Source organism: Pseudomonas sp. 2,4-D (assembly GCF_030418155.1).
In the GTDB taxonomy this organism is placed as follows: Bacteria; Pseudomonadota; Gammaproteobacteria; order Pseudomonadales; family Pseudomonadaceae; genus Aquipseudomonas; species Aquipseudomonas alloputida.
Window position 1 is genome coordinate 119784 of record NZ_JAUHUI010000011.1, and the last position, 22740, is coordinate 142523.

23 protein-coding genes are annotated in these 22740 nt (G+C 63.0%); 17 read left to right on the top strand and 6 right to left on the bottom strand.

Translation table 11 applies throughout. The features are described from left to right. Positions 1-36: 36 nt before the first annotated feature. The 3 genes from QYE47_RS11075 to QYE47_RS11085 form a co-directional block, all read right to left on the bottom strand. Positions 37-729 (bottom strand): anti-sigma factor, encoded by a 693-nt coding sequence (locus tag QYE47_RS11075; protein ID WP_070383906.1) that lies wholly within the window; start codon positions 727-729, stop codon positions 37-39. Next, complete coding sequence (locus QYE47_RS11080; protein ID WP_010953906.1) at positions 726-1274, bottom strand: sigma-70 family RNA polymerase sigma factor; 549 nt, start codon at positions 1272-1274, stop codon at positions 726-728. The genes QYE47_RS11075 and QYE47_RS11080 overlap by 4 nt, the downstream gene beginning before the upstream one ends. 103 nt (positions 1275-1377) lie before the next feature. After that, entirely contained in the window at positions 1378-1905 is a 528-nt protein-coding gene (locus QYE47_RS11085) for a DUF3455 domain-containing protein (RefSeq protein WP_014591101.1), read from the bottom strand. 215 nt (positions 1906-2120) lie between these two features. On the opposite strand from QYE47_RS11085, the gene QYE47_RS11090 reads away from it, so the two are divergent. The 3 genes from QYE47_RS11090 to QYE47_RS11100 all read left to right on the top strand — a co-directional run bounded on the left by QYE47_RS11090 (position 2121) and on the right by QYE47_RS11100 (position 3689). After that, positions 2121-2408: a hypothetical protein gene (locus tag QYE47_RS11090; protein ID WP_012052457.1), complete on the top strand. Its 288-nt coding sequence runs from the start codon at positions 2121-2123 to the stop codon at positions 2406-2408. Positions 2409-2811: 403 nt separating this feature from the next. Continuing rightward, positions 2812-3180, top strand: coding sequence for a hypothetical protein (locus QYE47_RS11095; protein WP_014591100.1), 369 nt, complete (start codon positions 2812-2814; stop codon positions 3178-3180). Positions 3181-3380: 200 nt separating this feature from the next. Continuing rightward, a complete protein-coding gene (locus QYE47_RS11100) occupies positions 3381-3689 on the top strand; it encodes a hypothetical protein (RefSeq protein ID WP_019438490.1) in 309 nt (102 codons plus the stop codon). A 225-nt stretch (positions 3690-3914) separates the two neighbouring features. Here the strand turns inward: QYE47_RS11100 and QYE47_RS11105 are convergent, their stop codons facing one another. Next, a complete protein-coding gene (locus QYE47_RS11105; RefSeq protein ID WP_014591097.1) occupies positions 3915-4115 on the bottom strand; it encodes a hypothetical protein in 201 nt (66 codons plus the stop codon). A gap of 169 nt (positions 4116-4284) precedes the next feature. Here QYE47_RS11105 and QYE47_RS11110 point away from each other — a divergent pair, with 169 nt between their 5' ends. Then, the gene (locus tag QYE47_RS11110) at positions 4285-4644 is read left to right on the top strand and encodes a hypothetical protein (protein WP_070383907.1); all 360 of its coding nucleotides are present in this window, start codon (positions 4285-4287) and stop codon (positions 4642-4644) included. A gap of 42 nt (positions 4645-4686) precedes the next feature. Here the strand turns inward: QYE47_RS11110 and QYE47_RS11115 are convergent, their stop codons facing one another. Next, a complete protein-coding gene (locus tag QYE47_RS11115; RefSeq protein ID WP_019438487.1) occupies positions 4687-4893 on the bottom strand; it encodes a hypothetical protein in 207 nt (68 codons plus the stop codon). Between the two features lie 226 nt (positions 4894-5119). Here QYE47_RS11115 and QYE47_RS11120 point away from each other — a divergent pair, with 226 nt between their 5' ends. The 6 genes from QYE47_RS11120 to QYE47_RS11145 all read left to right on the top strand — a co-directional run bounded on the left by QYE47_RS11120 (position 5120) and on the right by QYE47_RS11145 (position 10464). Next, entirely contained in the window at positions 5120-6100 is a 981-nt protein-coding gene (locus QYE47_RS11120; RefSeq protein ID WP_019438486.1) for a quinone oxidoreductase, read from the top strand. Between the two features lie 13 nt (positions 6101-6113). Next, positions 6114-6962, top strand: a complete 849-nt coding sequence (locus QYE47_RS11125; RefSeq protein WP_012052451.1) for a TauD/TfdA family dioxygenase — start codon at positions 6114-6116, stop codon at positions 6960-6962. Between the two features lie 54 nt (positions 6963-7016). Beyond that, the gene (locus QYE47_RS11130; RefSeq protein WP_014591094.1) at positions 7017-8069 is read left to right on the top strand and encodes a 3-keto-5-aminohexanoate cleavage protein; all 1053 of its coding nucleotides are present in this window, start codon (positions 7017-7019) and stop codon (positions 8067-8069) included. A gap of 127 nt (positions 8070-8196) precedes the next feature. Beyond that, a complete protein-coding gene (locus QYE47_RS11135) occupies positions 8197-9477 on the top strand; it encodes an MFS transporter (RefSeq protein WP_014591093.1) in 1281 nt (426 codons plus the stop codon). Positions 9478-9481: 4 nt separating this feature from the next. After that, positions 9482-10135: a DsbA family protein gene (locus QYE47_RS11140; protein ID WP_014591092.1), complete on the top strand. Its 654-nt coding sequence runs from the start codon at positions 9482-9484 to the stop codon at positions 10133-10135. Beyond that, the gene (locus QYE47_RS11145; RefSeq protein ID WP_041166977.1) at positions 10132-10464 is read left to right on the top strand and encodes a Rieske 2Fe-2S domain-containing protein; all 333 of its coding nucleotides are present in this window, start codon (positions 10132-10134) and stop codon (positions 10462-10464) included. Before QYE47_RS11140 ends, QYE47_RS11145 begins: the two co-directional genes overlap by 4 nt. Here QYE47_RS11145 and QYE47_RS11150 read toward each other — a convergent pair. Continuing rightward, positions 10427-11458: an AraC family transcriptional regulator gene (locus tag QYE47_RS11150; RefSeq protein WP_014591091.1), complete on the bottom strand. Its 1032-nt coding sequence runs from the start codon at positions 11456-11458 to the stop codon at positions 10427-10429. The genes QYE47_RS11145 and QYE47_RS11150 overlap by 38 nt on opposite strands. Positions 11459-11704: 246 nt before the next feature. Between QYE47_RS11150 and QYE47_RS11155 the strand changes: the two genes are divergently transcribed. The 7 genes from QYE47_RS11155 to QYE47_RS11185 all read left to right on the top strand — a co-directional run bounded on the left by QYE47_RS11155 (position 11705) and on the right by QYE47_RS11185 (position 22630). Continuing rightward, a complete protein-coding gene (locus QYE47_RS11155; protein WP_014591090.1) occupies positions 11705-12280 on the top strand; it encodes an alpha/beta hydrolase in 576 nt (191 codons plus the stop codon). 77 nt (positions 12281-12357) lie between these two features. Beyond that, positions 12358-14313 (top strand): DUF1302 domain-containing protein, encoded by a 1956-nt coding sequence (locus QYE47_RS11160; protein ID WP_014591089.1) that lies wholly within the window; start codon positions 12358-12360, stop codon positions 14311-14313. Positions 14314-14351: 38 nt separating this feature from the next. After that, a complete protein-coding gene (locus QYE47_RS11165) occupies positions 14352-15710 on the top strand; it encodes a DUF1329 domain-containing protein (protein ID WP_014591088.1) in 1359 nt (452 codons plus the stop codon). Between the two features lie 21 nt (positions 15711-15731). Then, entirely contained in the window at positions 15732-16742 is a 1011-nt protein-coding gene (locus QYE47_RS11170; RefSeq protein WP_014591087.1) for a YCF48-related protein, read from the top strand. Continuing rightward, complete coding sequence (locus QYE47_RS11175) at positions 16742-19207, top strand: RND family transporter (RefSeq protein WP_014591086.1); 2466 nt, start codon at positions 16742-16744, stop codon at positions 19205-19207. Before QYE47_RS11170 ends, QYE47_RS11175 begins: the two co-directional genes overlap by 1 nt. Further along, a complete protein-coding gene (locus tag QYE47_RS11180; protein WP_014591085.1) occupies positions 19200-20978 on the top strand; it encodes an acyl-CoA dehydrogenase C-terminal domain-containing protein in 1779 nt (592 codons plus the stop codon). Before QYE47_RS11175 ends, QYE47_RS11180 begins: the two co-directional genes overlap by 8 nt. Next, positions 20978-22630 (top strand): fatty acid--CoA ligase, encoded by a 1653-nt coding sequence (locus QYE47_RS11185; RefSeq protein ID WP_014591084.1) that lies wholly within the window; start codon positions 20978-20980, stop codon positions 22628-22630. Before QYE47_RS11180 ends, QYE47_RS11185 begins: the two co-directional genes overlap by 1 nt. Positions 22631-22740 lie beyond the last annotated feature (110 nt).

The window sequence follows — 22740 nt, forward strand, 5'->3', positions numbered from 1 at the left end:
GCGAAGGCCGCAGTCGCGTTCTGCGGCCCTGTCGTGTCATATCACTTTCACCGCGCGACCAATGAACTTCACCGGCCCTGTCGGCAGACCGGTCGGCGAGCCACCGGCTTTCTCCAGCGTCAGCTCGAACAGTTGATTGGCCTCCAGGGGTGGCAAACTTTCCAGCGGAACCCGATAGGGTTCGCCCGGTTTGACCAGGCCAAGCGAAACCGGAGCACGCCATTGCTCGCCCTTGGTCCAGAACTGCAGGGCCATGCCGTCGGGGACCTTGTCCTTACCCAGCGGCAGCAGTTCGATCATGTGGCTGTCGCTGGCCTGCACCACCCAGCCGGGGGCCTGGCTGTTCGGCGCCACCAGTACCACCAGGTATTCCGTGGTAGGGGGGGGCGTGGTCAGCAAGGTAAACGCCAGCAGCAGGCTTGCAGCAAGCCCTGCGGCGCTGAGCCCTTGCCACAGGCCGAGGCGTTGCCACCAGCGAGCCTGCGTGCGCGGTGCGGGTAGCTCATCGAGGCTGCGCTGGATACGGCGCCACAGGCGGGGGCTCGGTGGCTGCGGGGTAGACAGCGCGGTCAGCTCCAGCAGCCGGGCCTCCCAGGCATCCACGGCGGCGCGAAGCGCGGGGTCGGTACGCAGGCGTTCGGCCGTTGCGGTATATTGCTCCGGCGACAAGGTCCCCAGCACGTATTCCCCGGCGAGGCTGTCCAGTTCTTCGGCAGAATCGGGCTTCATTCCAGACACTCCCGTAGCGCTTTGAGGCTGCGTTTGATCCAGGCCTTGACAGTGCCCAGTGGCGCGCCCAATAAACCGGCTATCTCGGCGTGGCTGCAGCCGTCCACGTAGGCGTGCAGGATGCAGCGTTGCGGTGCGGGCTGCAGTTGTTCCAGGCAGCGGTAAATCTTTGCTGAGCCGGACCAGAGGTCAAGGTCATCAACCCTCCCGTGCAATGTTGACGCAGTTTCGGTGTCGGCATCGGTCAGTACAGTTTCACGGCGGGTATCGCGTATCGAATTCAGCGCCAGGTGGCGGGTAATGCTGTAGATCCAGCCTCGAGCCGAGCCGCGCGCCGGGTCGTAGCTGGCTGCGCGGGTCCAGATGCGGATGATCGCATCGTGGACGATGTCTTCTGCGGTGGCGTCGTCACGTGCGATACGCCGGGCAACGCCCAGCAGGCGCGCGCCTTCGTGATCGTAGAGCGCCTGCAGGGCCCGCCGGTCACCCTGTGCACAGGCTAACAGGCAGCGGTGGAAGTCGAAGGGGGCGGCCGGCGAGTTCAACGTGTGTGGCTTCCTTGTGTAAGGCAAGTACCCCGGCCATCCAGCCGGGGGGCTTGCCATCGAGCGTAGATCATCACTCGCAGGGCGTAGGGTCAGTTGCGTGTCACTTGGCTGTCCAGAACACATAGTCAGCCTGGTACTGGACGACCTGCCTGGCACCTTTGTTCTGCGCCGTGCAATCGACTGACGGCGCCACACCGCCGCGGGTGGCCAGGCGCTGGATATAGCTGACACCTTGCATGGCGCCTTTGCCTTCGGCCGGGTTGGCCTTGACCAGTTGATAGGGGATGGCGCCTTTGTCCGCCGGTGCCACTGCCAGCTGGGTACCGGTGACCTTCGAGCCATCCTTGGCCTGCCAGGTAGCGGGTGGGCCAAAGTAGTCGCCCACCTGTTTACCGGTACGGTCATTGAGCACTGCCTTGGGGCCGACGAAAGTCCATTCGGTCTGACCGGGGGTGTTGGCCTTGTCGCGGCACTCGTAGGTGATCTCGCCGACGCCGACGGTTTCGAGCAGGACGCGATGGCCATCAGGGACTTTGACCGCTTCTGGCAGCGCGGTCTGGGCGTGGGCGGGCGGCAGCGCAAGGGCGAGGCTGCAGGCAAGCAGGCAGGCGGAATATTTCAAGTTCATTTGCAGTGCTCCTGAAAGTCATTGGGCTGGGCAGTCAAAGGCCGCCCACTAGCAATACCCGCCAACGGGTGGACTGGATGCACGGAATGAAAAAAATGCGTAGCGAGATGACCCTGCATGTGCTTGCCTACCATCTCGAACGAGCGATGAGCCTCTTCGCCATCGCAGGACTGCTTTAACGCGCGCACCCCGACAACCCCACGAGGACACTGCAAATGAAGCGTTTGTTACTAGGCCTGTTGCTTGCCGCATCGGGCGCTGCCCACGCCGGTATTCCGCTGTTGAACGCAACATGCCCCGGCAATATCGAGGTCCATGCCGATAAAGGTGGGCCTGTTTACATCAACGGCAAGGAAGCCACGCTGAAGAAATTCAATGACAACTATTTCGAGGCCAAAGGTGGCGGGGTAACCGTATCGTTGTCGATCAACCCGGACGGCTCGCCTGACGTCTCGTATACCGGTAAGAACAAAGCCAATGGCGTATGCCAGATCAAGGACTGACTGCGCGATCGCGCTGTTTGGCTGGCGCGGTGTCAGCGGGCTGCATCACGGCGCTGGAACGGGAATTGCTGTGACCCCTGAGACATTGATCATGCGGAGTGCGCAGAAATGACTCAGGATGACCGCTATTACATGATTTTCAGCGTGGTTGCTGTGCTGGTACTCGACCTGGCGGCGACTTATGTGTTTCTCAATGCCATTCCCTGACCCCGGTTATGGGGTAGGCCTTACTCGTAATCGGGGGCAAGGCAGGGCGTGAGGAAAACGCCCCGAACCCTATATAGCAAACAAACCTGATGCCCTGTTGTCGTTGAGCAGTAACATGGGCAGGACAAAACCAAAAAAAGGGCAGGCTGCTTGGCAACATTTCCCAGTTTTCGATGGGGCTGCAGGAGCGTGTCGCGTGAAAAACTCAAGTTCGCGAGCAGGTGCAATACTGGTAATCGGGGCAGCCTCGTTGTTCGTCGCAGGCTGCGCACAAAACCCTGATGTGCGTGACAGCCACGATTATACCGCTGGCACTACCGTGAAAAGCTCACCCGCCTATCTGGGCTGCGTCAAAGGCGAGCTACAAGGGAATGTGAAAACCTATGAAGTCGAGGGTGATAACGCGGTCAGGCTTTTCGTCGAAAGCACTGACCCTGACAAGGCAGAGGGTCTGGTAGAGTTGCGGGGCACGGGAAGCGAGCGCCACTTCACGGCCTATCAACGTGATGCCTGGTACGACCATGGCAGGTTGCTGGATGCTGCACTGATGTGTTCAAAAGCTTAATCATCCAACCCCACACCAATAGCCCGCCGTCGAGAGCGGGCTTTTAGTCTGCCGATCGCCTGACCGGCAACGTTCAAAAAAGGGCGGGTGGGGCCGGTATGGCCTGAGCAGCGTTGCTTTGCATTTGCCGGCCCCGCCCGTAATAATCGTTGTATTTGGATGGAGAGTCGCAGGTGGAAGCAAGAAGCGTAGTCGCCGAAATGTTCATTGGGATTCCGACGCATTTCTGGGTTTTGCCTGTTGCCGGCCTGGTTGCCTACTACGGGCTGAAGTGGTCCGCCAGATCCAGTAATCGTGCCACCCTGCTACAAGCCTCGACTTACCTGTTATTGCTGGTACTGGCCGTTCTGCCCAACGGCTTTTATGCACTGTTTCCTCCCGCGCCCGAGCCGGATGTGCTGTTGAATCAATCACCGTTGCCCAACTATGCAGGGCGTTTCTACCTGGATGCGTTCTATGTCTTCAGTGGCTGGGCGCTGAGCAAAGTGGTCAAGTTGAAGTTCAGCTGAGTCTCAGCTCGCATTCCTGATGCACTGACTGGATCAGTATTTGCTTACCCCTTTTGAAACCGGTGCATCTGGGGGATACAGCAATGCTCTCTGAAGATCTGTACATCATGTTCGTGATTGTCGGTAGTGTGCTGGCCCTGGATATAGCAGCCATCGTGTTGTACAGGGGAGCCAAGCCCTGAGCCCGCATTTGGTTCGCAATGGGGCCGGAACATCATGAGGTCTTCAGCTTTTCTGCTGTACCTGCAGCACCGAACCCTTGTCGTCAGTTACCAGCAATCCGCCGGCGTCGGTGTCGTCTGATTGTCGTTCGGCAAGAGGTACGTCCGGCGAGCGAAAGATGCTACGGCCTTGTTCACCGGTTTTAAGGGTGACGAGTTTGCCGTTCTGATAGAAGAACTGAGTGTTGTTGACGTTGGTTTGCATGGTCTGAAGCCCCTGCCGAGTCGTGGTGTGATGTGCCATGGGCAGTTTCACTGTTGCGGCGTGACCCTGCTACTGGCAGAAATATCAGGTGCGCTGCACAGATCCCGCTTGGGCGCCGTCCTGCAGCAAGACTTTGGTTGATTAGTAACGCGGCGTCACGCCCGTTAGAATGCAGCGCATCCATAACGGTCGATTGCAAATGCCTGACTTTCGTATTTTTTTCGCCACTGTGTTGGTTGCCAGCCTCGCCGGTTGCGCAACCCCCGGCAAACCCACTGCCAGCCAACTGACCAGGAAATCGCCGCAGCAGTACGCCGCCTGTGTCCTGCCCAAATGGCAGGCGCTGGCGCCACAGGCCACGCAGAAGTCAATAGCCCACGGCTACCGGCTCACGGCGCCAAGCGCCGTGGCAAGTGACGATGTGCTTGATGTGGTCGACGCTCACGAGGGCAGCCGTGCGACCTTCTACAAGGGCAGCTTTCTGTCTGGCGACAAGTTGCGCCAGGCTGCCAAGCAATGCCTGGATTGAACCCGTGCCCCGAGCGGGTTGTGCCGCCCCGATCGCCTGCAGTTAACCCAACTCATCCCGCTTGTTCAAATGCTCGCACTTCACCTGCGCCTCCTTCCGGCTCGGATAGCTGGGCTTGAGCCGCTCCTTTGCCTGATTGTCATAAATGTCGAACCCTCCACACACGGTAGCGGCGTAGTAGCGGCTGCCAACGCGGAACGATTCCTTTTCGATCGGTACAGCGGGAACGATAACGAATCTTGGTTGCATTTTTCGTGCCTCCCCAGGCAGAGATTTAAGTATTAGTCTCGCAAGAGGTAACCATCAAGCAGCCTCATGAATAAAGGCGCTGGTCCGAACGCCGGTGGGTCGACAGTACTGTCATCAAATGAAAACCCGCTGTCGTCCGATGCGAAGCACCCCGCAAGCCAAGGGCATACAGTCCAATCACCAGCACTGACGCCTGACGTCCAGATCGATGATTGGAGAGACAAGCATGTCCAAAGTGGTACGTTTCCATCAGACCGGTGGCCCCGAGGTTTTGCGCTACGAGGACGCCGAGGTTGGCGAGCCCGGCCCTGGGCAGGTACGTTTGCGCCAGGTGGCGGTGGGCCTGAACTATGCCGACACCTACTTTCGTAACGGCACTTACCCGATCACGCTGCCCAATGGCATCGGCGTGGAAGCTGCCGGGGTGGTGGAGGCGGTGGGCGAAGGCGTGACGCAGGTGGTGGTCGGTGACCGGGTCACCTATACCGGTTTCCTCAATACCCTGGGTGCCTATTGCACCGAGCGCCTGATCCCCGCAGCGGCGCTGATCAAGCTGCCGGAAACCATTGCCTTCGAGACTGCTGCCGCCATGACCATGCGTGGCCTGACCTCGGCCTACCTGTTACGCCGGCTGTATGACTTCAAACCCGGCGACAGTGTGCTTCTGCATGCGGCTGCTGGCGGGGTGGGCCTGATTGTCGCGCAGTGGGCGCGGCTGCTTGGGCTGAACGTGATCGGCACGGTATCCACCGAGGCCAAGGCCGAGGTGGCCCGCGCCCATGGCTGCAACCACATCATCAACTACAGCGTCGAAGACGTCGCCAGCCGCGTACGCGAACTGACCGACGGGGTAGGGGTGAACGTCGTGTTCGACAGTGTCGGCAAGACCACCTTCACCGGCTCGCTTGATTCGCTCAAGCGTCGCGGGCTGATGGTTTGCGTCGGCACGGCGTCGGGCAGCATCCCGCCGTTCGACCCGCAGTTGCTGGCCATCAAGGGCTCGTTGCAGCTTACCCGCCCGGCACTGGCCGACTTCATCGCCGATCCGGCAGAAAAGGCTGACCTGGCCGGCGAATTGTTCGACCACGTCAGCAGCGGGCGCATTCGTATCGAAATCAATCAGCACTACGCCCTGCAGGACGCGGTACAGGCCCACCGTGACCTGGAAGCCCGCAAAACCACGGGCTCGTCGATCTTCGTCATCTGAAGAGGGCAACAGCATGCACATTGAACAACTGACCTGCGCGATCGGTGCCGAGGTGAGTGGCGTCAACCTGGCCGATGCGATTCACGATGACGAACTGTTCGCCCAGTTGCGCCAGCAGTTGCTCCAGCACCGTGTGCTGTTCCTGCGCGACCAGCATTTCAGCCGTGCCGAGCACGTGGCCTTCGCCCGCCGCTTCGGCGAGCTGGAGGACCACCCGGTGGCCGGTAGCGACCCGGAGCACCCGGGGCTGGTGCAGATCTACAAGCGCCCGGACCAGCCCAACGACCGCTATGAAAATGCCTGGCACACCGATGCCACCTGGCGTGAGGCACCGCCCATGGGGTGTGTGCTGCGCTGTGTGGAATGCCCTCCGGTAGGCGGCGATACCCTGTGGGCGAACATGGTGCTGGCCTATGAAAACCTGCCAAACGATGTAAAGGCCAGAATCGAAGACCTGCGCGCCCGCCACAGCATCGAGGCCAGCTTCGGCGCTGCAATGCCGCTGGACAAACGGCTGGCACTCAAGGCGCAGTTCCCCGACGCCGAGCACCCGGTCGTACGCACCCACCCGGAAACGGGCGAGCAGGTGCTGTTCGTCAACGCCTTCACCACCCACTTCAGCAACTACCACACCCCGCAGCGGGTGCGTTTCGGCCAGGATGCGAACCCCGGTGCCGGCGACCTGCTGCGTTACCTGATCAGCCAGGCCTACCTGCCCGAATACCAGGTGCGCTGGCGCTGGAAGCCCAACAGCGTGGCGATCTGGGACAACCGCAGCACCCAGCATTACGCGGTCATGGACTACCCGCCATGCCATCGCAAGATGGAGCGTGCCGGGATCAAGGGCAGCCGCACGTTCTAAGCCTGCCGCCGTCACTGGCGGTAACCGCACAATAACAATAGCGAGGACTACAGCATGCAATTCTTCGACGATTCGTTGCACCCGGAAAACATGGAAAAGGTGGTCATTACCGTCGCCCCTTATGGCCCGGAGTGGATGCCCGAAGACTTCCCTGAAGACATTCCGCTGACCATGGACGAGCAGGTGCAGAAGGCCGTCGACTGCTACGAGGCAGGCGCCACCGTGCTGCACTTGCATGTGCGTGAGCTGGACGGCAAAGGCTCCAAGCGCCTGTCCAAGTTCAATGAGCTGATCGCCGGGGTACGTGAAGCTGTGCCGGACATGATCATTCAAGTTGGCGGTTCGATTTCCTTCGCCCCGGAAGGCGAAGGCGAGGCGGCCAAATGGCTGTCGGATGACACCCGGCACATGCTTGCCGAGCTGACGCCGCGCCCCGACCAGGTGACCGTGGCCATCAACACCACGCAGATGAATATCATGGAGTTGCTGTACCCCGAGTACCTTGAAGGCACCTCGCTGGCCAGCCCCGCAATCCATGCCGCCTACAGCGAAATGACCGTGCCGGCCGGCCCGGCCTGGGTCCGCGAGCACTTGCGCCGCCTGCAGGCCAGCCATATCCAGCCGCATTTCCAGCTGACCGGCATGCATGCCCTGGAAACCCTCGAACGCCTCGTGCGCCGGGGTGACTACATGGGGCCGCTGAACCTGACATGGATCGGTATTGGTGGCGGTTTCGACGGCCCCAACCCGTTCAACTTCTTCAACTTCATCCACCGCGCGCCGGACAGCTGCACCCTGACTGCCGAATCGTTGCTCAAGAACGTGCTGCCGTTCAACACCATGGCGCTGGCCATGGGCCTGCACCCGCGCTGCGGCAACGAAGACACCATCATCGACCAGCACGGCAAACGCTTCACCTCGGTGCAGCAGGTCCAGCAGACCGTGCGCGTGGCCCATGAGTTGGGGCGCGAGATTGCCAGTGGTAAGGAGGCCCGCGCCATTTACCGCATCGGGCAGCAGTACGACAGTATCGAGCAGACGCTGAAAGCCAATGGCATGGCGCCGAACCGCCAGGCGGGTGAGAAAGGCGTGCCGCAGCGCACTTGATGCGGCCATGGCAGGCCCGGTCTCTTCGCGGGCGTACCTGCGAAGAGGCCACAAAACGCAACGTGAGTTCTGGCTGTTACCCATAACAACAAAAACAACACCCACGCTTCACACCCAAGGAGGCAACATGGCCACCTATCTCGTCAGCGCCGAAGACTCCGGCACCGACACTGCCAACAGCATCCCCCGGCGCTATGCCTGGGTCGTCTTCGCCTTGACCTTCGGCCTGTTGATCTCCGACTACATGTCGCGCCAGGTGCTCAATGCAGTGTTTCCGCTGCTCAAAAGCGAATGGGCATTGAGCGACAGCCAGTTGGGCTTGCTCAGCGGCATCGTCGCGCTGATGGTCGGCCTGCTGACCTTTCCGTTGTCGCTGCTGGCCGACCGTTTCGGCAGGGTACGCAGCCTGGTGCTGATGGCCGTGCTCTGGAGCCTTGCCACGCTCGGCTGTGCCCTGGCGGAAAACTACTCGCAAATGTTCATTGCACGCTTCCTGGTCGGGGTCGGCGAGGCCGCCTATGGCAGTGTCGGCATTGCCGTGGTGGTCGCGGTATTCCCCCGCGACATGCGCTCGACGCTGGCCGGGGCGTTCATGGCGGGCGGCATGTTCGGCTCGGTGCTGGGCATGGCCTTGGGCGGGGTGTTGGCCCAGCACCTGGGCTGGCGCTGGGCATTCGCCGGCATGGCATTGTTCGGCCTGGTGCTGGCGATGCTCTACCCCGTCATCGTCAAAGAGCGGCGCATTGCGCCCAAGTGCGCGCAGCAGGCGCTGGACAAGGCCAGCCACCCGCTGCGCACCCTGTACAGCAGCCGTTCGGTCATCGCCGCCTATGTCGGCAGTGGCCTGCAGTTGTTTGTCGGCGGCACCCTGATCGTGTGGATGCCCAGCTACCTGAACCGCTATTACGCCATGGGCACCGACCGCGCCGGGGCGATCGCCGCCGTCATCGTGCTGTGCAGTGGTATCGGCATGATTCTCTGCGCCATGCTCTGCGATCGCCTTGGGCGGCAGCGCCCGGACCGCAAGATCAGCCTGGCCATCGGCTATTGCCTGGGCAGTTGCGCGCTGCTGAGCATAGCCTTTGCGTTGCCTGCCGGTACCGCGCAACTGGTGCTGATCTGCCTGGGCATGATGATAGCCGCCGGCACCAATGGCCCGTCCAGTGCCATGGTCGCCAACCTTACCCACGCTGCTGTGCATGGCACGGCATTCGCCACCCTGACCTTGGCCAACAACCTGCTGGGCCTGGCCACCGGTCCGCTGATCACCGGTCGGGTGTCTGACCTGATCGGGCTTCAGGCGGCGCTGCAGTGGGTGCCACTGACAAGCATTGCAGCGGCGGCTGTGTTCTTGGTTGCCAAACGTCACTACCACCGCGACATGGATCGTCTGCGCGCCAGGAGTTGAAACTGTGAAACAGCAATTGTCCGTCGAGGTGTTCTTCGATTTCGTCTGCCCCTGGTGCCTGATTGGCCAGCGGCACTTGCAGGCTGCGTTGTTGCTGTTGCAGCGTGAGCAGCCACACGTGCAAGTGCAGGTTCACAGGCAGGGCGTGCAGTTGCTGCCGGGGCTGCCAGCCAATGGAGTACCCTTCAAACAGTTCTACCTTCAACGCCTGGGCAGCGAGCAGGCAGTGCGCGAGCGCCAGGCTCAGGTGCGCGCCGCTGCCCGCGTGGTGGGGGAGGATATCGACTTCTCGCGCATCTGCCGCATGCCAAACACCGGCAACGCCCACCGGTTGATGCAGCGGGCCGGCAGTCTGCTTGGCGCGTCGCAACAGCAAGCGTTGCTGGAGCGGCTGTTCATTGCCTATTTCCACCAAGGCCGCGACCTCGGTGATAGCCGCACGTTGCTCGGCATCGCCGAGAGTTGCGGGCTAAAGGCCGCGCAGGTAATCGATTGTCTGCGTGATGATGGCAGCCCGTTCCTCGAAGGTGCAGGGCGTGCAGGCAGTGCCGTGCCACGTTATCGCTTCAACCTGGGCCCTCTGATTGCCGGGGTGCGGCCAGCCGAGGCGCTGTTTGCCGCGATGACCGACGCCTTGTCAGAGAGGGTGCAGGCATGAGCCTGCGTATCGCCCTGAACCCCAGCCAGCTGCCGGAGCGCAATGGCCGGGTGCTGCTGGCCTGCGAGGGCCGCAGCGTAGCGTTGTTCAATGTCGCCGGTGCGCTCTATGCCATCGACGATAGCTGCCCGCACCAAGGGGCGTCGCTGTGTGGCGGGCGCCTGGAAGGGCGGGTGATCCAGTGCTGTGCCCACGGCCTGCGCTTCGACCTGGCCAGCGGCTACCTGGTCAATTCCAAGGCGTTGAAAGTGGCCAGCTACCCGGTGCAGCAGGAGGGTGATGCGGTGTTCATCACCCTCGATGGTGACGGGGCTGGGGAGCAGGGCTGACACTGCGTGTCCGCCAGCTGGCCGGCGGCATGCCGTACTGGGCGATGAACCAGCGGGTGAACGAACTGGGCATCGAGTAGCCGAGCATATCGGCTATGCGACCCAGCGAATAGCTGGGGTTCTCCAGGTAGCGCATCACCAGGTCACGTCGAACGCTGTTGATCAGGTCCTTGAAGGTCAAGCCGCTGTCTTCCAGCCGCCGCTGTAGGGTGCGTACGTTCATGCCCTGGGTTTGCGCCACTTGCTCGAGGGTGGCCCGCCCCATGGGTAGCAGCAGGTAGATGGTCTTGCGCAGCTCCAGCTCCAGCGATGGCTCGCTGCCTGCCGGCAGCGTGTCCAGGTAGCGCCGGGCCAGGCGGGCCATGGCTTCGTTGGCCAGCGGGCTGGCACTGTCGAGGTCGGCGGCAGGGCAGACGATGCCGTTGAACTCGCTGCCAAACACCAGCGTGCAGCCGAAAATGCGCCGGTGAATGGCGGGGTCGGCGGGGGCCGCATGGGTGAAATTGGCGCTGATCGGGTGCCAGTGCGTGCCTAGCAGCGCCGCGCACAAGCGCATCATCACGCCGATAGCCAGCTCGGTGGCCTGGCGGCTACAGGGCGCGCGCTCGCTGATCACCTCTTCGCGAATGACCACGGTCTTGCCAGCTTCTTCGATATGAATGGCCAGCGCGTCATTGAGCAGGTGGCGGTACTGCACGATCACCTGTAGCGCGTCGCGCAGGTTGCGTTGGTGGCTGAGCAGCAGGCTGATTTCGCCGAAGTCCGACAACTGGCGCAGTTCGGCCATGCGCAAGCCGAAGCTCTCGCAGTGGCTGGCGCTGGCGGAAGCTTCCAGCAGGTTGATCACGCTGGCCACCGGGATACGCCGGTTGGGATCGTCGAGCAACGCCGCGCTGAGGCCCACTTGTGCCAGCAGTGTGTGGGGGTTGAGGCCCAGGTGGCGGGACACTTCCAGGTAGTTGGTCAAGCTGGCGGCGCGGACGAGGGCAGGCATTTTTATTGTTATCCCTATTGTTCAGGCAACCTGGCGCTTTCAGGCAGCAGCACAAGGCTGTTGCGACAAAAAGCACCTGGCTTGCAGGTGCACGGGTTTTATAGCCTGCGTGTCATCAATTGAAAAGCAAAGCCCTGTTCGGGCCATTGTCATCAAATGAAAAGTACCTGACGCCCAATGTGAAGCACCCGGGGGGAGGGCTGTTTACTGTGAACCTCAACAGCTACACCGCACACGAGGTTCACCGTGGAAAAACTGCAAACCACTGCCACCGTGTTGATCGTCCCTGGCCTGCGCGACCACGTTGCCGATCATTGGCAGACGCTGCTTGCCAGCCGCCTGGCGAAGGTGCGCAGCGTACCGCCGCTGAAGCTTGACGGCCTTTGCTGCAACGCCCGGGTCGAGGCGATCCAGCGCGAACTGGAGCAGATCGACGGCCAGGTGCTGCTGGTGGCGCACAGTGCCGGCGTACTGATGGTCGCCCACTGGGCCGCGCGCTACCGGTGGCCGATCAAGGGGGCTTTGCTGGCTGCCCCGCCAGACCTCGACGCCCAGTGGCCGGCGCACTACCCAAGCCCGGCCAGCCTGGCCGCCCAGGGCTGGTCGCCGTTGCCAACCACGGCGCTGCCGTTCCCGAGCATTGTCGCGGCCAGTAGCAATGACCACCTGGCCAGCTACGACGCCGTTAGCGAACTTGCCCGCCATTGGGGCAGTGAGCTGGTCAACCTGGGCGCCGTCGGCCATCTCAACCCGGCTTCCGGTTTTGGCCCCTGGCCGTTGGCCGAGGCCCTGATCCGCCGTCTGGACGCCGAAACCCTGTAGTAACGCATGGACGCCCCAGCCACGCCCGCAACAGACGGGCGGCGTAAAAAACAATAACAATACGTGGAGCCATCGTAATGCCAGAACACCGCATTCACCATGCCGTGAAGCCACAGCGCTGCCTGCTCGCCTGCGCCGTCGCCCTGCTCACGCTGCCCGCCGCCCAGGCCGTTGAAGTCCAGACCGGCAATGAAGACTGGGCCGTGCGCTTGGACAATACCGTCAAATACAATTATGGCGTGCGCACGGAAAGCGCCGACAAGCGCATGCTGGGCACGCCCAACAGCAACGACGGTGACTACAACTTCCGCAAGGCCGGCACCAACATCACAAACCGGGTCGACCTGCTGACCGAGCTGGATGTGGTGTATCAGGGCAACACCGGTTTTCGCGTCAGCACTGCCAGCTGGTACGACAAGGCCTACGACAACACCGGCTCCAACAGCAACCCGTTCGTCAATGGCAACGGTGATCAGTCGGGCATCAGCCCCAGCCTCAATGGCCTGCCGGGTACTGGCATACCCCTGGGCAGCCCGCACCTGAGCAACTACGCCCAGCGATACTACAACGGCCCATCGGGCGAAGTGCTGGATGCGTTCGTATTCATGAGCCGTGACGTGGGCGAAGCGTCGCAGGTCAGTGCCAAGCTGGGCCAGCACAACCTGTTCTGGGGGGAAACCTTGCTCAACCCCGTGCATTCGCTGAGCTATGGCCAGTCCGGCCTGGACCTGGCCAAGCTGGCGGCTTCGCCAGGCACCGAGGCCAAGGAGCTGTTCGTACCTCGCAACCAGCTGTCGACCTCGTTCCTGGTCAATTCCGAACTCACCCTGGGGGCGCAGTACTTCTTCGACTGGGATGCTGCCCGCTTGCCCGAAGCGGGCACCTACTATGGCGGCGCGGATGTGGTAGGCGAGGGCGCGCAGAGCTTCCTGCTCGGCCACACCGGCACCCCGGGCTTGATCCCGGTGCGCGGAGCGCTGACCACCATCCGCCGCGGTCATGACCTGACGCCCGGCAAGAGCGGCGACTGGGGCATCATGGCCAGGTGGTCGCCGCAATGGCTGGGCGGCACCCTCGGTTTCTACTACCGCAAGACGTCCGAGATTCTGCCCCAGGCCTGGCTTGATGCGCGCGGCATGACCGTGGCCAGTGGCCCTTTCGGCAACCCGCCGGGCAGCCGCCAGGGGGCGGTCGGTAACCTGTACAACTCGCTGCAAAGCACCACTTACCAGTTCGCCTACGCCGACAACATCGACGTCTATGGCCTGAGCCTGTCCAAGGATGTGGTTGGCATCAGCGTCGGCAGCGACCTCAACATCCGCCACAACATGCCGTTGGCGAGTATCCCGGCAATCGTCAGTGCCCCCGGCCAAGGTGGCCTGGGTGGTGGCTTCGGTTTACTGCCGTCGCGCCTGCCCGGCAGCGGGGTGGTCTACGACGTACCCAAGGATGGTGACAGCCTGAGCGCCACTGGCGACACCCTGCATTTCACGGTCAACGGCCTGATGACGATGGGTGACACGCCACTGTTCGACTCGGCAACCCTGCTGGGTGAGCTGTTCTACAGCAACCTGCTCAAGCTCGATAGCCATAACGAGGCTTTGTACAAAGGCAAGGGCAGCTACCGCGGCATCGACAAGGCGACCCGCGACAACTGGGGTATCGCCGTCAACTTCACCCCCACCTGGTACCAGGTGTTGCCGGGCATGGACTTGAGCATGCCGTTGTCGGTCAACGTCGGCCTGGACGGTGTCTCGCCGGTGCAAGGCGGCGGCGCCGAAAACACCGGCAATTACGCGGTGGGCTTCAGCGCTGCGATCTACAACCAGTACTTCGTCGACCTCAAGTACGTCGACAGCTTCGGTGAGACCAAGGCCTGCAAGGACGGCCAGACCGACGGCAGCACCCCCAATGCCCTGGACGGCGAACAGGATTACACCTGCTACGGCGGCGGCTACGCCTCCTTCTCCGGCGGTGGCGCCACCACCGAAGACCGTGGCGCGCTGTACCTGACCGTCAAGACGACCTTCTGAGTCCTGTTTCCTACCGCCTACACAGGAAGACAACCATCATGACCTTCGTACGTACCCTGCTGGCCTCGTGCCTGTCGCTGGCCGCGCTCAACGCCGCCCAGGCTGCCGTTTCCCCTGACCAGGCTGCACACCTGGGCAACAACCTGACCACCCTCGGCGCCGAAAAGGCCGGCAATGCCGACGGCTCTATCCCGGCGTACCAAGGTGGCCTGCTTACCCCGCCGGCCAGCTATCAGAGCGGCGCCAGCATGCGCCCCGACCCGTTTGCCAGCGAGAAACCGTTGCTGGTCATCAATGGCAAGAATGCCGATCAGTACAAGGGGCAACTGACCGCCACTACCCTCGAACTGCTCAAGCGTTACCCCAGCTACCACGTTGACGTGTACCCGACTCACCGCAGCGTCGCGCTGCCGCAGGCGGTGCTGGACAACACTCGCAAGAACGCCACCGGCGCCAGAAGCCAGGAGGGCGGCACCGCAGTGGACAACGTGCTGCCGGGCATTCCGTTCCCCATTCCGCAGAACGGCGCCGAGGCCATGTGGAACTTCCTGCTGCGCTACCAGGGTGTGAGCATGACCGCCAAATACGACTCCTGGAACGTCGATGCTGCCGGCAAAGCGACATTGTCGACCACCGGCCAGGCCCACATCAGCTACCCGATCTACGAGGACATGGCCAAGCCGATCGGCGCCAAGGACACCTACTACCAGATGAAACTGGTGTACACCGGGCCCGCACGCCGTGCCGGTGAAGCAATGATGCTGCGCGACGCTGCCAACCCGCTGGTGCAGCCGCGCAGCGCCTGGCAGTACCTGCCGGGCCAGCGCCGGGTCAAGCTGGCGCCTAACCTGGCCTACGACACGCCCAACCCGGGCACCTCCGGCTCTGGCACTTACGATGACGTGTTCGTCTTCAACGGCGCGCTGGACCGCTACGACTGGACCCTGGTCGGCAAGCAGGAAATGTATGTGCCTTACAACACCTACCGGCTGACCTACAACACCGATGTCAAGCAGCTGATTACCCCCAATCACCTGGCGCCGCAGTTTGTACGCTGGGAAAAACACCGCGTGTGGGTGGTGGAAGGCAAGCTCAAGGACGGCGCGCGTCACATCTACCACAAGCGCCGCTTCTACCTCGATGAGGACAGCTGGATCGCGCTGGCCTCGGACCAGTACGACGCCCGTGGCCAGCTGTACCGGGGTTCGTTCGCCTTCCTTACCCAGAGCTATGACAAGCAGACCCCGGACGCCACGCCGTTCATGATCTACGACCTCATCGGCGGCACCTACAACCTCAACGGCGTGGTCGGTGCCTACGGCGGCATCCGTTACATCGACCCGTTGTCGAAAACCCAATGGTCGCCCGATTCGCTGGCCGGCAACGGCATTCGCTGAACGCACGGAGCAGAGGTTCCAATGTCTGTCTTCAACCGATGCAGCGTGGTGATGCTGGCCCTGGCTGCGCTGCATGGCGCGGCCCAGGCAGCGCCATTCACCGATGTGCTGGATGTGCCCGCCATGCCCAGCGCCCTTGCCAGCAGCAGCGCCCTGCGTGATGTGACCCTGGCCGGGCAGCGCCTGGTCGCGGTCGGCCCGCGCGGGCACATCCTGTATTCCGATGACCACGGCGCGCACTGGCAGCAAGCCCAGGTGCCGGTCAGCGCCGACCTGAATGCGGTGAGCTTCGCCACGCCCGAGCTGGGCTGGGCGGTGGGCCATGACGGTGTGGTCCTGCACAGCCGTGACGGTGGCATGCACTGGCAAAAACAGCTGGACGGCCGGGTACTGGCCGAGCAGCTGCCAGGCGCGGGCACCGACAATGCCTTGCTCGATGTGTGGTTCGGCGATGCCCGCACGGGCTACGCGGTGGGGGTGTTCAACCTGCTGCTTCGCACCACCGATGGCGGCAAGCACTGGCAGCCGTGGCTCGACCACAGCGACAACCCGCAAGGCTTGCACCTGACCAGCCTGGCCGCGGTGGGCGACGAGCTGTTCATCACGGGCGAGCAGGGCCTGTTGCTGAAGTGGGACGGCAAGCGCTTCGTCCGCGTCGTCACACCCTACGCCGGCACCCTGTTCGGCGTCGTTGGCAAGCCCGGTGTGCTGCTGATTTACGGCCTGCGCGGCCACGCCTACCGAAGTACCGATGGCGGCAAGCAGTGGGAACTGCTCGATACCGGCATCAACGCCAGCCTCACCGCCGCCGGTATCGACCGTGACGGGGAGTTCTGGCTTGCCAGCCAGGCCGGTGACCTGTTGCTCAGCCGCGATGACGGCGCCAGCTTCAAGCCGGTAGCCCACAGCCCCCGCAGCCCAGTCACCGCCCTCGTCAGCGATGCCGGTAACGGCCTGGTGCTGGTGGGCGAGCGTGGCGTGCGCAACCAGGCCGGTAACCCCACGCCGCATCCTGACAAGAGAAGACCCTGATGGCCGCTACCCGCCAAGATACGCTTCCGGTAATCCGCAACCTCGCCGATTTCGACCCACGCTCGGGCAATTGCCTGGAACGCCTGGTGTTCAACCATCGCTGGCCATTTCTGCTGTGCATGCTGCTGGCAACCTTGGTGCTCGGCTTCATGGCGGCGACGCGCCTGGAGCTGCGCCCCAGCTTTGACAAGATGCTGCCGCAGAGCCACCCCTACATACAGAACTACCTGGAAAACCGCGCTTCGCTGCGCGGATTGGGCAATGCGGTACGGGTGGTGGTAGAGAACACCCACGGCGATATCTTCGACCCGGGTTACCTGCAGACCCTGCGTCATATCAACGACGAACTGTTCCTCAGCCAAGGCGTGGACCGGGCATGGGTGAAGTCATTGTGGAGCCCGGCGGTGCGATGGACCGAGGTTACCGAGGAGGGTTTCCAGGGCGGGCCGGTCATGCCTGACGGGTATCAAGGCGCAGGCGGTGATATCGAACAGCTAAGGCAGAACATCGAGCGTGCCAACATCGTCGGCAGCCTGGTAGCGCGCGACTTCAAGTCGAGCATGCTGGTGGTGCCGCTGCTCGACCAGGACTCAGCCACCGGCAAAGGCCTGGACTACCATGCCTTTTCGCAAAAGCTCGAACAGTTGCGCAGTCAGTACCAGGCCAGCGGCCAGTACCGCATTCATGTGATCGGCTTCGCCAAGCTGATGGGCGACCTGATCGACGGCCTGATCCAGGTGATGGCGTTCTTTGCGCTGGCTGTGCTGACCAGCCTGGTGATCATCTATTGCTATACCCGTTGTGTGCGCAGCACCTTGCTGGTGGTGGTGTGTTCGCTGGCTGCGGTGGTATGGCAGCTGGGTATCGTCGCCTGGCTGGGCTATGCCATCGACCCGTATTCGATCCTGGTGCCGTTCCTGATCTTTGCCATCGGCGTGTCGCACGCGGCGCAGAAGATGAACGGCATCCTTCAGGACATAGGCCGCGGTACGCACCGGCAGATTGCCGCCCGCTATACCTTCCGCCGCCTGTTCGTGGCCGGGGTCACCGCACTGCTGGCCGATGCCGTGGGCTTTGCGGTGCTGATGCTGATCGATATTCCGGTGATCCAGGACCTGGCAATCACCGCCAGCATTGGTGTGGCGGTGCTGATTTTTACCTCGTTGCTGTTGATGCCGGTGGCGCTGTCCTATGTCGGTGTAGGCCGCAAGGCTGCCGAGCGAGCGCTACGTATCGATGCTCGCGCGGATCAGCACCGTGGCTTCGGCCGGCTGTGGGCGCTGCTTGACCGATTCACCGAACGCAAGTGGGCCAGTGCTGCACTGCTGGCTGCCCTGGCGTTGGCCGCCCTTGGCACCTGGGGTAGCCTCCAGCTGAAAATCGGCGACCTCGACAGTGGCGCCCCCGAGCTGCGTGCGGATTCGCGCTACAACCTCGACAACGCTTACATCACCCAGCACTACGCACTGTCCAGCGATACCTTCGCGGTCATGGTCAAGACGGCCCCCGAAGGCTGCCTGCAATACCAGACATTGATCCTCGCCGACCGCCTGGCCTGGGAGCTGCAGCAACTGCCGGGTGTGCAGACCACCGTGTCGCTGGCAAACGCGGTGCGCCAGATCACTGCGGGTACCTACGAAGGCAACGCGCGCCTGAACAGCCTGCAGCGCAACCAGGACGTGCTCAACTACGCCGCCCAGCAAGCCTCAGTCAACGCCCCGGAGCTGTTCAACAACGACTGTTCGCTGATGCCGGTGATCGCCTACCTCAAGGACCACCGCGCCGACACGCTGGCCCAGGTGGCTGTAGCGGCTGAGCGCTTCGCCCAGGCCAACAGCAGTGCTGATCACCAGTTCCTGCTGGCCGCCGGCAGCGCGGGCATCGAGGCCGCCACCAACGAGGTGGTGCGCGAGGCCAACCACCGCATGCTGTTGCTGGTGTACCTGGCGGTGACCCTGTTCTGCCTGGTCACCTTCCGCAGCTGGCGAGCGACGCTGGTGGCAATCCTGCCGCTGATGCTTACCTCGGTGCTGTGCGAGGCGTTGATGGTGGCCATGGGCATCGGCGTCAAGGTCGCCACCTTGCCGGTGATCGCCCTGGGGGTGGGCATTGGCGTGGACTACGCGCTGTACCTGCTCAGCGTGCAGTTGCACTACCAGCGCGCCGGCCTGAGCCTGGCCGACGCCTACCAGAAAGCCCTGGCCTTCACCGGTCGGGTGGTGGGGCTGGTCGGTATCACCTTGGCCGCTGGCGTAGCCGGCTGGGCCTGGTCGCCAATCAAGTTCCAGGCCGACATGGGCCTGCTGCTGACCTTCATGTTCCTGTGGAACATGCTCGGCGCGCTGGTGCTGATACCCGCGCTGTCGCACTTCCTCCTGCGTGGCCAGGGCGCCCCGGCAGCTGCCGATGCCCAGGCGCCGGCGCTTTCTCAAACCCAAGAAACCGAGTGCTCGCCTCATGTCTGATTACCTTGCGCCACTGCGCGACATGGATTTTCTGTTCAACGAAGTGTTCGACATCCCGACCTGGTGGGCGCAAACGCCCGACCTGGCCGAGGTGGTCGATGGTGACACTGCCAGGGCCATACTCGAGCAGGCCGGCAAGCTGATTGCCGAGCGAGTGGCGCCGCTCAACCGCAGTGGGGACGAGCAGGGCTGCCGCTGGGAGGCTGGCCAGGTACGCACGCCCGACGGCTTCGCCGATGCCTACCGGGCATTTGCCGCTGACGGCTGGGTAGGTGTCGCCGGTGACCCGGCCTACGGCGGCATGGGCATGCCGAAGGTGATCGGTGCCCAACTCGAAGAGATGCTCAATGCCGCCAACCTGTCGTTTGGCCTGTACCCGATGCTGACCGCCGGGGCCTGCCTGGCACTGCTCAACCATGCCAGTGAGGCTTTGCAGGCGCTGTACCTGCCACCCATGTACCAAGGGCGTTGGGCCGGTTCGATGTGCCTGACCGAGCCCCACGCCGGCACCGACCTGGGCTTGATCCGCACACGTGCACAACCCCTCGCCGACGGCGGCTACCGCATCAGCGGCACCAAGGTCTTCATCACTGGCGGCGAGCAGGACCTGACCGAGAACATCATCCACCTGGTGCTGGCGCGGCTACCGGATGCACCGGCCGGCCCCAAAGGCATCTCGCTGTTCCTGGTGCCCAAGGTGCTGGTCGACGCCGACGGCGTGCTTGGCGAGGCCAATGCAGTGAGCTGCGGCTCGATCGAGCACAAGATGGGCATCAAGGCCTCGGCCACCTGCGTGATGAACTTCGACGGCGCCATCGGCTACCTGGTCGGCGAGCCGAACAAGGGCCTCAATGCCATGTTCACCATGATGAACTACGAGCGCCTGGGCGTGGGTATCCAGGGGCTGGCGCTGGGCGAGCGGTCTTATCAGGGGGCCATCGCTTATGCCCGTGATCGTCTTCAAGGCCGCGCGCCGTCGGGTGTCGAAGCGCCGTCGCAGTATGCCGACCCGATCATCGTCCACCCGGATGTACGCCGCATGCTGCTGACCATGAAAGCGCTGAACGAGGGCGGGCGGGCATTTTCCACCTACGTGGCGTTGCAGTTGGACATGGCCAAATACAGCGACGACCCGGCTACACGCGCCAATGCCGAGGCCAAGGTGGCGTTGCTTACGCCGGTAGCGAAAGCCTTCCTCACCGACATGGGACTGGAGACTACCCTGCACGGCCAGCAGGTGCTGGGTGGCCACGGCTATATCCGCGAGTGGGGCCAGGAGCAGTTGATTCGTGACTGCCGCATTACCCAGATCTACGAAGGCACCAATGGCATCCAGGCGCTCGACCTGGTAGGGCGCAAGCTGCTGGGTGATGGCGGCAAGGCCTACCGTGGCCTGTCTGACGAAATCGTCAGCTTTGCCCAGGCGCTGCCAGTGGCGCACGCCGAGTTCAGTGCGCCACTGCTGGCTGCCGTGCACAACCTTGACGAACTGAGTGCCTGGCTGCTCGACCGCAGCCAAGGCAACCCGCGCGAGCTTGGCGCGGCGGCGGTGGAGTACCTGCACGTGTTTGGCTACACCTTCTACGCCTACCTGTGGGCGCGCATGGCCGTGGTGTGCCAGGGCCAGGCGGCACCAGAGCCGTTCCACCTGAGCAAGCTCGGCACCGCGCGCTTCTACTTTGCACGCCTGCTACCACGCATCCACTCGCTCAGCGCCAGTGTCAGGGCCGGCAGCGATAGCCTGTACCTGCTCAAGGCCGAGCAACTGTGATGGCCGCCAACATGCTCACCACTCGCGTCATGCCCCGGGCCGAGCAGGCCTATGCCTATCCGCTGCTGATCAAACGCCTGCTGCTGTCGGGTGTGCGCTACCAGCCCAACCAGGAAATCGTCTACGCCGACAAGCTGCGCTACACCTACACCACGTTGCTGCAACGCATCCAACGGCTGGCCAACGTGCTGACCACGGCCGGGGTCAAGCCTGGCGACACGGTGGCATTGCTCGACTGGGACAGCCACCGGGCACTGGAATGTTTCTTTGCCGTACCGATGCTGGGGGCGGTGTTGCATACGGTAAACGTGCGGCTGTCCAGCGAGCAGGTGCGCTACACCATGAACCACGCCGAGGATCGGTGGGTACTGGTGCATGACGACTTCCTGCCATTGATGCAGCAGCTATGCGCCGACCTGCCGGCAGTCGAGGGCATCATCCGCCTCAGCGACGGCGCTGCCGCCGCGCAGACAGTGCCTTTGCTGGGCGAATACGAAGCCATGCTGGCGGCTGCAGCGCCACAGTTCGAATTTGCCGACTTCGACGAAAACTCGCTGGCCACACTGTTCTACACCAGCGGCACCACCGGCAACCCCAAGGGGGTGTACTTCAGCCACCGGCAACTGGTTTTGCATACCCTGGTCGAGCAGGGCACCTTGGCCGCGTGTGGGGAGGTACCGTTGCTGCGCACCGGCGATGTGTACATGCCGATCACGCCCATGTTCCACGTGCATGCCTGGGGCGTGCCCTATGTGGCCACGGCGCTGGGCATCAAGCAGGTCTACCCCGGGCGATACGAGCCCAACCGCCTGGTGCGCCTGTTCCATGACGAGGGAGTGACGTTCTCCCATTGCGTGCCGACGGTGCTGCAAATGATGCTCGACAGCGAGCAAGGGCGCTGCACCGACCTGACCGGCTGGAAGATGCTGCTGGGCGGCAGCGCCCTGACGCTGAGCCTGGCCCAGCGTGCCAGCGCACGCGGCATCAGTGTGCATTGTGGCTACGGCATGTCGGAAAGCTGCCCGCTGCTCAGCATCACCCACTTGAGCACCGACTTGCTGGCACAGCCCATGGCGCAGCAGCTGCCGCTGCGCATCGATGCCGGTGTGCCAATTGCCTTGGTGGACCTGCGTATCGTCGATAGCGAAGGCAGGGAAGTACCGCACGATGGCGCAAGCCTGGGCGAAATCGTGGTGCGCGCGCCTTGGCTGACCCAGGGTTACCTGCACGAACCGGAGCAAGGCGCGGCGCTGTGGCTGGGTGGCTGGATGCACACCGGTGACCTGGCCTGTATCGACCCGCTGGGCGTGGTGTGCATCCGCGATCGCATCAAGGATGTGATCAAGACCGGTGGCGAGTGGGTCAGTTCGGTGGCGCTGGAGAACCTGATCAGCCAGCACCCGTCCGTCGCCTCGGTCGCGGTGATCGGTATTCCTGATCCACAGTGGGGGGAACAACCTTTGGCCTTGGTGGTCTGTCATGACGGTGTGCAGTTGGACCAGCCGGCATTGGCCAGGCACCTGCAGCCGTACGTTGACAGCGGGCACCTGGCCAAGTGGGCCGTACCACGGCAGGTGCGGTGTGTGGACGAGATCCCCAGGACCAGTGTGGGCAAGATCGACAAGAAACGCATTCGCCAGACTGCAATGTAGAGGTGGCTTGCGATGCTTGGGGGCGCCTTGCGCCCCGTCTTGTTGCTGACGTGGTCTTTGCCAGCGCGCAGCCCCAAAACCCCGCCAAACAAGGGAATGGCGGTTGACTT

What these genes read in the sequence shown, in the direction of transcription:
- QYE47_RS11075 (WP_070383906.1), bottom strand. Translation starts at nt 729, where the DNA reads ATGAAGCCCGATTCTGCCGAAGAACTGGACAGCCTCGCCGGGGAATAC.
- QYE47_RS11085 (WP_014591101.1), bottom strand. Translation starts at nt 1,905, where the DNA reads ATGAACTTGAAATATTCCGCCTGCCTGCTTGCCTGCAGCCTCGCCCTT.
- QYE47_RS11090 (WP_012052457.1), top strand. Translation starts at nt 2,121, where the DNA reads ATGAAGCGTTTGTTACTAGGCCTGTTGCTTGCCGCATCGGGCGCTGCC.
- QYE47_RS11100 (WP_019438490.1), top strand. Translation starts at nt 3,381, where the DNA reads ATGTTCATTGGGATTCCGACGCATTTCTGGGTTTTGCCTGTTGCCGGC.
- QYE47_RS11105 (WP_014591097.1), bottom strand. Translation starts at nt 4,115, where the DNA reads ATGCAAACCAACGTCAACAACACTCAGTTCTTCTATCAGAACGGCAAA.
- QYE47_RS11110 (WP_070383907.1), top strand. Translation starts at nt 4,285, where the DNA reads ATGCAGCGCATCCATAACGGTCGATTGCAAATGCCTGACTTTCGTATT.
- QYE47_RS11115 (WP_019438487.1), bottom strand. Translation starts at nt 4,893, where the DNA reads ATGCAACCAAGATTCGTTATCGTTCCCGCTGTACCGATCGAAAAGGAA.
- QYE47_RS11120 (WP_019438486.1), top strand. Translation starts at nt 5,120, where the DNA reads ATGTCCAAAGTGGTACGTTTCCATCAGACCGGTGGCCCCGAGGTTTTG.
- QYE47_RS11125 (WP_012052451.1), top strand. Translation starts at nt 6,114, where the DNA reads ATGCACATTGAACAACTGACCTGCGCGATCGGTGCCGAGGTGAGTGGC.
- QYE47_RS11130 (WP_014591094.1), top strand. Translation starts at nt 7,017, where the DNA reads ATGCAATTCTTCGACGATTCGTTGCACCCGGAAAACATGGAAAAGGTG.
- QYE47_RS11135 (WP_014591093.1), top strand. Translation starts at nt 8,197, where the DNA reads ATGGCCACCTATCTCGTCAGCGCCGAAGACTCCGGCACCGACACTGCC.
- QYE47_RS11145 (WP_041166977.1), top strand. Translation starts at nt 10,132, where the DNA reads ATGAGCCTGCGTATCGCCCTGAACCCCAGCCAGCTGCCGGAGCGCAAT.
- QYE47_RS11150 (WP_014591091.1), bottom strand. Translation starts at nt 11,458, where the DNA reads ATGCCTGCCCTCGTCCGCGCCGCCAGCTTGACCAACTACCTGGAAGTG.
- QYE47_RS11160 (WP_014591089.1), top strand. Translation starts at nt 12,358, where the DNA reads ATGCCAGAACACCGCATTCACCATGCCGTGAAGCCACAGCGCTGCCTG.
- QYE47_RS11165 (WP_014591088.1), top strand. Translation starts at nt 14,352, where the DNA reads ATGACCTTCGTACGTACCCTGCTGGCCTCGTGCCTGTCGCTGGCCGCG.
- QYE47_RS11170 (WP_014591087.1), top strand. Translation starts at nt 15,732, where the DNA reads ATGTCTGTCTTCAACCGATGCAGCGTGGTGATGCTGGCCCTGGCTGCG.
- QYE47_RS11175 (WP_014591086.1), top strand. Translation starts at nt 16,742, where the DNA reads ATGGCCGCTACCCGCCAAGATACGCTTCCGGTAATCCGCAACCTCGCC.
- QYE47_RS11180 (WP_014591085.1), top strand. Translation starts at nt 19,200, where the DNA reads ATGTCTGATTACCTTGCGCCACTGCGCGACATGGATTTTCTGTTCAAC.
- QYE47_RS11185 (WP_014591084.1), top strand. Translation starts at nt 20,978, where the DNA reads ATGGCCGCCAACATGCTCACCACTCGCGTCATGCCCCGGGCCGAGCAG.